The 11,624-nt window shown below is 61.6% G+C and carries 10 protein-coding genes and 1 pseudogene; 3 read left to right on the top strand and 8 right to left on the bottom strand.

Going from position 1 to position 11,624, the window contains the following annotated elements; genetic code table 11:
- Positions 1 to 468: 468 nt before the first annotated feature.
- The 5 genes and pseudogenes from RLEG4DRAFT_RS19285 to RLEG4DRAFT_RS19265 form a co-directional block, all read right to left on the bottom strand.
- On the bottom strand, positions 469 to 1,212 hold the full coding sequence (locus tag RLEG4DRAFT_RS19285; RefSeq protein WP_003579167.1) for an ABC transporter ATP-binding protein: 744 nt from the start codon (positions 1,210 to 1,212) through the stop codon (positions 469 to 471).
- Positions 1,209 to 2,054, bottom strand: coding sequence for an ABC transporter ATP-binding protein (locus RLEG4DRAFT_RS19280; RefSeq protein WP_003579165.1), 846 nt, complete (start codon positions 2,052 to 2,054; stop codon positions 1,209 to 1,211). The genes RLEG4DRAFT_RS19285 and RLEG4DRAFT_RS19280 overlap by 4 nt, the downstream gene beginning before the upstream one ends.
- Complete coding sequence (locus RLEG4DRAFT_RS19275) at positions 2,041 to 2,943, bottom strand: ABC transporter permease (protein ID WP_003579164.1); 903 nt, start codon at positions 2,941 to 2,943, stop codon at positions 2,041 to 2,043. The genes RLEG4DRAFT_RS19280 and RLEG4DRAFT_RS19275 overlap by 14 nt, the downstream gene beginning before the upstream one ends.
- Positions 2,940 to 3,968: an ABC transporter permease gene (locus RLEG4DRAFT_RS19270; RefSeq protein ID WP_003579162.1), complete on the bottom strand. Its 1,029-nt coding sequence runs from the start codon at positions 3,966 to 3,968 to the stop codon at positions 2,940 to 2,942. The genes RLEG4DRAFT_RS19275 and RLEG4DRAFT_RS19270 overlap by 4 nt, the downstream gene beginning before the upstream one ends.
- A 21-nt stretch (positions 3,969 to 3,989) precedes the next feature.
- Positions 3,990 to 5,583, bottom strand: a pseudogene (locus RLEG4DRAFT_RS19265) (ABC transporter substrate-binding protein).
- Between the two features lie 146 nt (positions 5,584 to 5,729).
- On the opposite strand from RLEG4DRAFT_RS19265, the gene RLEG4DRAFT_RS19260 reads away from it, so the two are divergent.
- The 3 genes from RLEG4DRAFT_RS19260 (at position 5,730) to kdgD (ending at position 8,443) form a co-directional block, all read left to right on the top strand.
- The gene (locus RLEG4DRAFT_RS19260) at positions 5,730 to 6,440 is read left to right on the top strand and encodes a FadR/GntR family transcriptional regulator (protein WP_003579158.1); all 711 of its coding nucleotides are present in this window, start codon (positions 5,730 to 5,732) and stop codon (positions 6,438 to 6,440) included.
- Positions 6,441 to 6,505: 65 nt separating this feature from the next.
- A complete protein-coding gene (locus RLEG4DRAFT_RS19255) occupies positions 6,506 to 7,480 on the top strand; it encodes a mannonate dehydratase (RefSeq protein ID WP_003579156.1) in 975 nt (324 codons plus the stop codon).
- 36 nt (positions 7,481 to 7,516) lie between these two features.
- Entirely contained in the window at positions 7,517 to 8,443 is a 927-nt protein-coding gene (kdgD, locus tag RLEG4DRAFT_RS19250; protein WP_003579154.1) for a 5-dehydro-4-deoxyglucarate dehydratase, read from the top strand.
- 261 nt (positions 8,444 to 8,704) lie between these two features.
- Here kdgD and RLEG4DRAFT_RS19245 read toward each other — a convergent pair whose 3' ends face one another.
- Genes RLEG4DRAFT_RS19245 through RLEG4DRAFT_RS19235 form a run of 3 tightly spaced genes read right to left on the bottom strand, consistent with a single transcriptional unit; the run spans position 8,705 to position 11,581 of the window.
- The gene (locus RLEG4DRAFT_RS19245) at positions 8,705 to 9,778 is read right to left on the bottom strand and encodes an ABC transporter ATP-binding protein (protein ID WP_003579151.1); all 1,074 of its coding nucleotides are present in this window, start codon (positions 9,776 to 9,778) and stop codon (positions 8,705 to 8,707) included.
- A gap of 23 nt (positions 9,779 to 9,801) precedes the next feature.
- Positions 9,802 to 10,650 (bottom strand): carbohydrate ABC transporter permease, encoded by an 849-nt coding sequence (locus tag RLEG4DRAFT_RS19240; protein WP_003579149.1) that lies wholly within the window; start codon positions 10,648 to 10,650, stop codon positions 9,802 to 9,804.
- On the bottom strand, positions 10,643 to 11,581 hold the full coding sequence (locus RLEG4DRAFT_RS19235; RefSeq protein WP_003579147.1) for a carbohydrate ABC transporter permease: 939 nt from the start codon (positions 11,579 to 11,581) through the stop codon (positions 10,643 to 10,645). The genes RLEG4DRAFT_RS19240 and RLEG4DRAFT_RS19235 overlap by 8 nt, the downstream gene beginning before the upstream one ends.
- Positions 11,582 to 11,624 lie beyond the last annotated feature (43 nt).

Here is an 11,624-nt window from a genome sequence, read left to right as displayed (position 1 = left end):
CAGCGGCGCGCGAACCGGGCGTCGTTCCATTCGCGCCGGCAGGCCCGCACCCCGGCGTGCACTCTACATGGCCGCCTTGTCGGCTTGTCGCTACAATCCCGCTCTTGCTCGTTTCGCAGACACACTCAAAGCCACAGGAAAACCACCCAAGGTGATCCTAGTCGCCGTCATGCGCAAACTTCTCGTTCTCGCTAACTGCCTCTTAGCTCAGGACCGCCTCTGGACCCCAAATCCGCCTTGACAACCAACACAGATTCTCATCCGGCTGCCGGCACCGCCCGGGGTCGAGCCACGGGTCTCGACCCGTCCTTCGGACCCCCGTAAACGGGGCGAAGGGGATATGCCGTGACCTCTCCGTTCCCTCCTCGCTCTCGCAGGGCACGTCCCCTCGCCCCGTTTTTTACGGGGAGAGGGTTAGGGTGAGGGGCAGCCATCTGCGCAACCGCAAAGCGATACAAGACGACAATCTCAAGCTTCCATAAAGCTCGCTTCAAACAGCTCGCGCGCATAGGCATCATGGGTGGTGCCGGCCTGCAGATCCGCACTGGTGAGTTCGTCGACGAAGCAGCCGTTTTTCATGATCAGTACCCGGTCGCACATATGGGCGATAACCGCGAGGTCGTGGCTGACCAGCAGATAGGTCAGCCCCTTTTCCTCTCGCTGATCGGCAAGCAGGTTGAGAATTTCGGCCTGGACCGAGACGTCGAGCGCCGATGTCGGCTCGTCGAGCAGCAGGATCGGCGGCGACAGGATCAGCGCCCGGGCGATGGCCACGCGCTGCCTCTGGCCGCCGGAAAGCTCATGGGGAAAACGATTGGCGAAGCTTGTCGGCAGTCCCACCTGGATCAAGGCTCTTTCGACCTTCGCCCAAATCTCGGAATGGCCCATGGCGCGCAGCGGCTCGGCGAGCGCCGTGCCGATGCGCTGGCGCGGATGCAGGGATCCGTAAGGGTCCTGAAACACCATCTGGGCAAATTTCAGCTCCTCGCGGGAGCGCCTCTTGCCGATCGGCTTGCCGCCAAGCTCGATCTGGCCGGTCCAACCTGCCTCCATGCCTGCAAGGCAACGCAGCACCGTCGATTTGCCGCAGCCGGATTCGCCGACGATGCCGAGCGTCTCACCCTGGTTGACCTGAAAACTGATGCCGCGGACGACATGATTGCTTGATTTGCCCGAGGCAAAGACGACATCGAGGTCGCGGACATTGATCATTGCGCCGTCTCCAGATCGAGTTTTGCCCTATCAAGAACCGCAAGCCGGCGAACCGGGTTCTTTGGGTCGGGCAGTGCTGCTATCAGCCCGCGGGTATAGGGATGGCGGGCCTCTTCGAGACTGGTCAGCGTTTCGACGATGCGGCCGGCATACATGACGATGATGCGCTCGCAAAAGGCCGCGACCATGCGAATGTCATGGCTGATCAACAGCAGGCCGGAATTGTTCTCGCGCACCAGTTCGTCGAGCAGCAACAGCACGTCCTTGCGAACGCTGACATCGAGTGCCGAGGTCGGTTCGTCGGCAATGACAAGCTTCGGCCGCGCCAGCAGCATCATGGCGATCATCACGCGCTGGCCCATGCCGCCCGATATCTGGTGCGGATAAAGCGCCATGACCCGATCGGGATCACTGATGCGCACGCGCTCGAGCATGGCGCGGGCGGCGTCGAACGCCTGGCTCTTGCCAAGACTGAGGTGAAGGCGCGCAGCCTCGGCGATCTGCTTGCCGATCGACAGCACCGGATTCAGCGAATAACGCGGATCCTGCATGATCAGGGCGATATCCTTGCCACGAAGCGCGCCCATCTGCCGCTCGCTCTTCGACAGCAACGGATCGCCGCCGAGATCAAGACGTTCAGCGGTGACGACGGCGGCCGGCGGCAGCAGACGCATGATGGCACGACCGGTCGTCGACTTGCCGGAGCCGGATTCGCCGACGATGCCGACACGCTCGCGCCCGACGTCGAAACTGACATTGGAGACGGCGGGCACGGCGCCTCGCCCGAAACGGACGCTCAATCCTTTGACGGACAGAACCGGTTGCAGATCATGATCTTGCATGGCGGGGATCCAGAATGTCGCGCAGAGCATCTCCGGCGATGTTGAAGGCAAGGCTGGTCAGCAGGATGGCGATACCCGGCATGACGGCGACCCACCAATAATCGAGCATGAACTTGCGGCCGTTGGAGATCATCGCGCCCCATTCCGGCGCCGGCGGCTGGGCGCCGAGGCCGAGAAAGCCGAGTGAGGCCGCCGTCAGGATGATGCCGGCCATGTTGAGGGTCAGGCGGACGATGACGGAGGGAACGCACATCGGCGCGATATAGAGGAGAAGAATGCGGATCGGCGAAGCGCCGTAAAGGCGGGCGGCGACCACATAGTCGGCATTTCTGACGACAAGGGCTTCGGCGCGGGCGAGCCTGGCAATCGGCGGCCAGGCCGTCAGCGAGATGGCGATGATCGCCGTGCCCAGGCCCGCACCGAGCGCGGCGGCAAAGGCCAGCGCCAGGATCAGCGACGGGAAGGACAGGACGATATCGGTGGCGCGCATCAGCAGCGCATCGGTGCGCCCGCCGAAGAAGCCGGCGACGACGCCGATCAACAGGCCGATCGGCCCGACGATCAGGGAGATCGACAGTACGGTCTGAATGGTGATGCGGGTGCCGAAGATCAGCCGGCTCAGAATGTCGCGGCCGAATTCATCGGTGCCGGCCCAATGCGCCAGGCTCGGGGGCTGCAGTGCATCGCCAAGCGACTGCACGACCGGATCATAAGGCGCCAGAAGCGGCGCGAAGATCGCGACGATGCAGAGCAGACCGAGGATGACGAAGCCGGCAAGACCAAGCGGTTCGGCGGCCAATTTGCGGCCGGCGCGCGCAAACGACGCCGCCATGCGGCTCGGGACGCTCGGAGGACGGATCTGGATTTCGCTGCGGACAACATCGCTCATCGGGCCGCCTCCCGCATGCGCGGATCAAAGATGGCGTAGGCGACGTCGGCCAGGAAGTTCAACAACATGAAAATGAATCCCACAATGATGGTGCCGGCGACGATGGCGTTCATATCGCCGATCATCAGCGCGTTCGTCATGTACTGGCCGATGCCTGGCCAGGAGAAGACGATCTCGGTGACGACGGCGCCTTCGAGCAGCCCGCCATAGGAAATGGCCAGGATCGTGATCAGCTGCACGGCAATGTTCGGCAGGACATGGCGCAAGATCGTGCCTGTGGGGCTGACGCCCTTGGCCCGGGCCGCGATGACGTAATCCTGGCTCAGCTGCTCGAGGGTGAAACTGCGGGTCATGCGGGTGATGTAGGCCATCGCCGCATAGGCAAGGATGACGGCAGGCAGAATGATATGGCCGAGCGCATTCCAGAAGATTTCTGTCTCGCCCTGCAGCAGGCTGTCGATCAGCAACAGGCCGGTTCGCGGGGTGACGAGGCCTTCGTAAAACACATCGATCCTGCCCGGCCCGCCGACCCAGTTGAGGCCGGCATAGAAGATGACCAGCCCGACGATGCCGAACCAGAAGACCGGGATGGAATGGCCGACGAGTGCCACCACGCGGGCGACCTTATCGATCCAGCTGTCGCGAAACAGGGCTGCGGTGAGACCGAGCGGCACACCGACGAAAGTTGAAATGATCACCGCCAGCGTCGCCAGTTCGAATGTCGCCGGAAACGCCTGGGCGAGGTCGGAAGAGACGGGATTGCCGGTGAGAACGGCAGTGCCGAAATCACCATGCGCCAGCCCGTTCAGATAGAGGAAAAACTGCTGGTAGATCGGCAGATCGAGCCCCAGGCGCGCCCGCATCGCCGCATAGGCTGCAGGATCGGCAAGTTCGCCGACGATCGCACCGACCGGATCGTTGGGCAAGACGCGGCCGATCACGAAGGTTACGCATAAGAGGATGAACAGGCTGACCAGCAAATGCGCCAGGCGTCGGCCAAATTCGGCTACGGAGAGTTCCTTCATGATCGGCTTGCCCTGGGAGTCTTACTGGGTTTCTACCTTGGTCACGTTTTCGAGACGCGTGAGCTGAGACGGATGCCCGATATATCCCTGCACCTTGCTGTTGAGGACGATCGGCTCAAAGCGCTCGAAGAGCGGCAGCACGGCCGGCTTCTGTTCGACGAACATCTTCTGCATCTGGACGTAGAGTTCGCCGCGCTTCTTGGCGTCCGGCTCCATCGATGCCTTGGCCGTCAGCGCCGTCAATTCGGGAATGTCCCAGGCCGAGCGCCAGACGAAGTTGCCGGCATTGTTGGCCTCTTTCGAATTGTCGGGATTGGAGGAAAACTGCTCCATCGACCCGAGCACGTTCGGCATGTAGGCGCTTGTCTGCGGGATCAGCAGATCGAAATCCCGGGCGCGATGGGCGGCAATGATTTCCGAGCCATTGCCCTGCTGGATGTCGATCTTGATGCCGACCTGGGCAAGCGATGCCTGGATGGCGGTGGCAAGATCGATGCGCGGCGTCTGCGCAATGGTCTTCAGCGTCAATGAGAAGCCGTCCTTGAAACCTGCCTCGCTCAGCAACTGCTTGGACTTTTCGACGTCCAGATGCCAATCGGGGTTCGGGATCGCATATTCGAAATTCTCCGGAACGGGAACGTTTCGCGCCCGCCCGTATGGACCCATGATCGTCTTCTCGATGCCCTTGTAGTCGATGCCGTAGGCAATGGCCTCGCGGACCTTCGGGTTGGAGAGGTACTGGTTGCCGGCATTCATCGACAGCACATAGAAGCCGCCTGTCGGAATACGCTGGATGGCAAAGCCCTGCTTGTCCTTGAAGGTCGCGAGATCGGAGGCCGTCAGCGCGCTGGCAATATCGATGTCGCCGCGATCGAGCATCAGCCGCTCCACCTGGCTTTCAGGCACATGCCGGACGATGACGCGCTTCATCTTCGGCGCGCCGGTCATATAGTCCTTGTTGGCATCGAGAATCACCAGTTCGTTCGGAGACCAGCGATTGAGGGTGAACGGTCCGGATCCGGCCGAATGCGTCCGCATCCAGGCGTTTCCATAGTCGTTATCGACGGCGTGTTTCTCGACCTCGACGCTGTCGACCACGCTGGTGGTCGTCGTCGTCAGCCGGTAGAGCAGAAGCTCCGCCGTCACCTGGTCGGAGAGATCGATGCGCACCGTCTGGTCGTCGACCGCCTTGACGAGCTTGTCGACATTGTTCTTGTCGTAGCCGACGCGCTTGAGGTTGGCGGCGGCGGCCTGATCCCTTCAAGAGCCGCGCCAATGAATAGACCACGTCCTTCGAGGTGACCGGGTTGCCTGAGGCGAAATTGGCCTTGCGCAGGGTGAAAGTGATGCCTTTGTCGTCAACCTTCCAGCTTTCCGCCAACTGCGGAAGGATCTTGCCGTCCGCCGTGCTGGCGACCAGGCGGTCGTAAAGATTGGACATGATCTCGACGGCTTTGCCTTCGGTCGCCTGCTGCGGATCGAGGGACAGAACCTGCGCCAGCGATGTTCCGACCACCAGCTGGTCCTGCGGGGTCGCGGCCTGCATCTGCGGTGCTGCGACCGTCAGGGCGCCGAAAACGGCGCCGACGAACAAGCCTTTTGAAAAATGCTTCATTGTCACTCCTCCCTGGATTACTATAGAAGACATATTATGTCGCCCGTATGTCGTATTATGATTTAACGAAGTCTGGTATGATTTGCAAGCCCGAGCGGGAGACTTGATGCCAAAGGGATTAGAGGTTGGGGATTGGGGAGCGGAAAATGACAACACTCAGCCGTGGCCGGCAAAGACTGGCGCAGCAGGTCATCGATCAGTTGCGGGCGCAAATCGAGACGGGGAAGCTGCGTGTCGGCGACCAACTGCCGACCGAGCCGCAGCTTGAGGCCACCTTCGGCGTCAGCCGCACCGTGGTGCGCGAGGCGATTGCCGACCTCAGGTCGGCGGGCTTCGTCAAGCCGATCCAGGGCAAAGGCGTTTTTGTCGCGGACCCCAAGGCACATTCGGTGCTGTCATTGACGCCCGTAGAAATCAAAAGCATCCCGGAAACCCTGGAATTGCTGGAGTTTCGCATGGCGGCCGAGGGTGAAGCGGCGGCCATCGCCGCCTATCGCCGCACGGCCGAGCAGGAGGCTGCGATCCGTGAGGCCAACCGCCGCATGGCAAACCTGATCGAAACCGGACAGCAGACGGTGGAGGCGGACTACGCCTTCCACATGGCGATCGCCGCAGCCACCAACAACCGATTCTACGTCGATATCCTGCGCCAATTCGGCCCCAAAGCCATCCCTCGCGGCCAGTTTCCGACGCTGCCCGAGGCCAATGACCGGGACTATCTGCAAAAGGTCTATGCCGAGCACGTTGAAATCCTGTCGGCCATTGCCGACCAGGATCCGGAACGCGCCCGCCAGGCGATGCGTGCCCACATGATGGCCAGCCAGCGTCGCTACCGGATGCTCGCCGAACAACAATAGGGCTCGACTCTCTTCAAAATTCATATTATGTCATATGACATTGTGTAATTTCGAAAGAGACTCAAATGTATCTGGGAACACAGGTCGCCGCGCGGGATGACGACGATTATCGTATCTTTGCGCAACTGGGCGTGAAGCATATCAACGCCGACCCGCCGGGAGAACCGAGCAGCTGGACGCTTTCCGACCTCGAGCGCCACCGCGACAAGGTTGAAAGCTTCGGCCTGATCCTCGACATGATCCAGCTGCCCCTCCCCTCGCAGCCGATCGAGAAGGCGTCCTATCCCGATATCCTGCTTGCCGGCCCGGAGCGCGACAGACAGATCGACGCCGTCTGCAAGCTGATCGAGAATACCGCGGCGGCCGGCATTCCGGCCGTCAAATACAATCTCAACCTGATCGGCATTCCCCGCACACCGGATGAACCGGGACGCGGCGGCTCGATGAATGCCAGCTTCCGCTGGGACAAGGCGGATCAGCAGGCAGCACCCGGTCTTGCCGGCGTTCTCTCCGAAGACGAAAACTGGGAGCGGATCGATTATTTCCTCGAACGCGTTGTTCCCGTCGCTGCGAGCAACCGGGTCAGGCTCGCCTGCCATCCGCACGATCCCTATACACCGCCCGGCTTTCGCGGCGTCACGCGGGTGCTCGGCACCGTCGAAGGCCTGAAGAAGTTCGTGCTGATGCGCGAAAACCCCTATCACGGCCTCAATTTCTGCCAGGGCTCGATCGGCGAAATGCTCGAAAATCCCGGCAAGGAGATCGACGACGTCATTCGCTGGTTCGGCGAACGCAACAAGATCTTCAATGTTCACTTTCGCAATATCCGCGGCGGCAAACTCTCCTTCATGGAGACCTTCCCCGACGAGGGCGACATGGACATGCTCCGCTCGGCCAGGATCTACAAGGAAGTCGGCTTCAAATACATGCTGATGCCGGACCACGTGCCGACCGTCAGTGGCAAGGACCCTTCCGCCACCGCATTTGCCTACTGCTACGGCTATATCGCGGCCCTTCTGCAGACGCTCGAAAGCGCCTGAGACGGCCAATTTCAACAGGTAAGGAACAGGACTTTCATGATGAACCCGATTGAATTGAAGAAGGCCGTCGGTAGTGGTCTCCTCTCGTTTCCGGTGACGCATTTCGACGATCAGCTCATATTCGACGAGGCGAAGTACCGTCGCCATGTCGAGTGGCTTTCGGGTTATGACGCGGCTGCGCTGTTTGCCGCCGGCGGCACCGGAGAGTTCTTCTCCCTCAATCCGGCCGAAATCCCGCAGGTCGTCCGCGCCGCCAAGGCCGCGGCCGGCAAGACGCCGATCATCTCGGGCACCGGCTACGGCACGTCGCTCGCCATCGAGATCGCAAAGGCGGCCGAAAAGGCCGGCGCCGACGGACTATTGCTGCTGCCGCCCTATCTGATGTTTGCCGAGCAGGCCGGCCTCATCGCCCATGTCAAGGCGGTCTGCCAATCGGTCGGCATCGGCGTCATCGTCTATAACCGCGACAACGCCGTCCTGACGGCCGAAAGCATTGCGCGACTTGCCGAGGAATGCCCGAACCTGATCGGCTTCAAGGACGGCGTCGGCGACGTCGACAAGGTCATCGAGATCACCACCCTGCTGGGCGATCGCCTCGTCTATGTCGGCGGCATGCCGACCCATGAGGTCTATGCCCAAGCCTATTTCGCCGCCGGCGTGACGACCTATTCGTCGGCCGTCTTCAACTTCGTCCCGGCGCTGGCCCAGCGCTTCTACGGCGCTTTGCGCACCGGCGACCAGCCGACCGTCGACGAGATCCTGAAGAGCTTCTTCTTCCCCTTCGTCGCCCTGCGCAACCGCAAGAAGGGCTACGCCGTCTCGATCATCAAGGCCGGCCTGCGGGTCCTTGGGCAGAATCCCGGGCCGGTGCGCCCGCCTCTGACGGATCTCACCCAGGAAGAGCTGGCGCTGCTGGAGAAGATCGTGCAGGCCAACGGCGTTGAGCGGATTGCGGCTGAGTAAGCCGGAGATCGAAGGCGGCATTTCGCTTTTTATTAGGTCATCCTCGGACTGGGCAACTCTCCCGAGGTGCCCCTCATCCGCCTGCCGGCACCTTCTCCCCGCTCGCGGGGAGAAGGTGATATGCCGCGGCCTCTCCGTTCCTCGCCCATCTCTCGCGTGGCACGTCCCCTCGCCCCGTTTACGGGGAGAGGGTTAGGGTGAGGGGCCGGTTTCGGCAATCTCCTCGGCCGAGGATAGTCGTATGCCCAGCCGGCCATCCACCTACAGCGCCACTCCACTCCCGCGATCGAAGACATGCACTTGGTCGCTGGCGATGCTTGCCTCGAATACCGCGCCGTAGCTGGCGGGGTATTCGCCGTCGACGATGGCGGTGACCTGTTGTCCGGCGAGATCGAAGACCACGTGGGTCTGGGCGCCTGTCGGTTCCACCAGCATCGTGCGGCCGGCGAGCGGTGTGCCGGCGGCGACGCCGGGAATGAGATGTTCGGGGCGCAGGCCGATGGTGATGGCCTGGCCGGCCTTGACCTTGCGGTCGGGCGCGAGGCGGATCGCCCTGCCGTCTTCGAGGCGGGCGGCGGGTTCGCCGTTTACACCATCGACCGTGCCGTCGAGCATGTTCATTGCCGGCGATCCGATAAAGGCGGCAACGAAGAGATTGGCCGGCTTCCGGTAAAGTTCGAGCGGCGTGCCCTGCTGCTCCACCCTGCCCTGATTGAGCACGACGATGCGGTCGGCAAGCGTCATCGCTTCGATCTGGTCGTGGGTGACATAGATCGAGGTGGTTCTCACCTTCTGGTGCAGCGTCTTGATCTCCGAGCGCATCTGCACGCGCAGTTTCGCATCGAGGTTGGAGAGCGGCTCGTCGAACAGGAAGACGGCCGGATTGCGCACGACGGCGCGGCCCATGGCGGCGCGCTGGCGCTGGCCGCCGGAAAGCTGGGCCGGTTTGCGGTCGAGCAGTGTGGCGAGATCGAGCATGCGGGCGGCTTCAGTGACGCGGGCCTCGATCTGCGGTTTGGCGACGCCGGCGAGCTTCAGATTGAAGCCCATGTTTTCGGCGACCGTCATGTGCGGATAGAGCGCATAGGACTGGAAGACCATGGCGATGTTGCGCTCGCGCGGCGTCATGGCGTTGACGACATTGCCGCCGATGGCGATCTCGCCGTCGGTGATCTCCTCGAGGCCGGCGATCATCCGCAGCAGCGTCGATTTTCCGCAGCCGGACGGGCCGACGAGGGCGACGAATTCGCCATCCTCGATATGAAGCGAAATGCCGTGGATGACGTCGACTGAGCCATAGGCCTTGCTTACATCATTCAGTTCAACAGATGCCATGATAACACCTCCAATGGTTCGGCTCAGGACTTCACGGCGCCGGCAGTCAATCCGGCGATGATGTGTCTCTGGGCGACGAAAAAAACGATGATGGTGGGAAGGATGGTCAGCGTGATGAAGGCCAGCACCAGCTGCCATTCCGTGCCGTATTCGCCGCGATAGACCATGATGCCGAGCGGCCAGGGATATTTGGATTCCGAGTTCAGCATGATCAGCGGCAGGATGTAGCTGTTCCAGCTGCCGACGAACGAGATGATGCTGACGGTGGCGACAATCGGCCGGGAAAGCGGCAGCGAGATATGCCAGAAAAATCTCATATAACCGCAACCGTCGACGAAGGCCGCCTGGAACAATTCCTCCGGAAGATTGCGGAAATAGTTCCGGAATAACAGGATGCTCATGCCGAGGCCGAAGGCCACCTGCGGCAGCACCACGCCCCAATAGGTGTTCAACAGGCCGAGATCACGGATGCGGATGAACAGCGGCAGGATCGCGGTCGCCGCCGGAAACATCAGCCCGAGCAGGAAATAGTTGAGCAGGAAGGACGAGCCGAAGAAGCGGACATGGGCAAAGGCGAAAGCCGCCATCGACGAGACGATCAGAGTCAGCAACACGGTGAGAGCTGCAATGATCAGCGAATTGCCGATCTGCAGCCAGTAGCGTTCGCCGAACAGAATGTCGGTATAATTCGTCCATTGCCATTCGCTCGGAAGCCCGAAGGGATTGGTGCGCAGGTCGCCCAGCGTCTTGAAGCCGCCGAGCGCCGTCGTCAGCAGCGGCACCAGCACGATCGCCGCGATCAGGCTCAGCGACACGTAGAGATAGATGCGGGTCGACGTGCGCATGCGGATGGAAGAGCTCATATCAGTCATGGCGCATGAAGATCCTTTTGTAACCGAAGGCGAGCGTCACGCAGATGACGAACAGCACGACGCCGACGGCGCTGCCGAGGCCGACCTGCATGCGCATGACGCCATAGGTGTAGAGAAAGGTGACCATCGTCTGGGTCGAGTTGGACGGCCCGCCGCCGGTCAGCGGCATGATCATGTCGAAGAGCTGCAGCGAGCCGACGACCGCAAAGAAGATCGACAGACGCAGGGTCGAGCCGAGCAGCGGCAGCGTGACGTAACGGAACTTCTGCCAGCCGGTGGCGCCGTCGATTTCGGCCGCCTCCAGCACGCTCTTGTCGACCGATTGCAGGCCGGCGATGAACAGCATCATGTGAAAGCCGAAATATTTCCAGACGATGACCCCGAGCACGGCATAGATCGCCACGTCCTTGTCGGCGAGCACGTAAGGGTTGGCGAAGCCGAAGAAATTGGAAATGGCGGCAAACAGGCCGTAATCGCCGTCATAGACGAAGCGCCAGATCAGGCCTGCGGCAACATCGGCCAGCACGTAGGGCAGGAAGAAGATCAGGCGATAACCGACGACACCGGGAATGCGGTGGGCCAGCATGGTGGCCAGCCAGATGGCGAGCGGCACCTGGATGCAGATCGAGATGACGATGATCAGGCCGTTATTGACCAGCGCCTGGGTGAACGCCGCATTGCGGAACAGCACCTGGAAATTGCGCAGCGCAATGAACTCGGTCGGCGTGCCGTAGCCGTTCCACTTGTAGAGGCTGTACCAGGCCGCCTCGCCCATCGGCATGATGACGAAGAGCGTGAAGAGCAGCAACGCCGGCGGCAGAAAGATCAGCAGCACGGTCAAGCGGTCGTGCGCAACCGAGCTTCTGCTGTTTGCGGCTCGTCTTGCCGGCCTTGCGGCACTCGGTGTCGATAGGACTGATATATTGGCCATGGTTCCTGCTTTCGCATCTCGTCGGCAGCAATGTCGGCGCTCC

It is taken from the genome of Rhizobium leguminosarum bv. trifolii WSM2297 (assembly GCF_000271845.1).
This window is presented reverse-complemented; position numbering and strand designations above follow the sequence as displayed.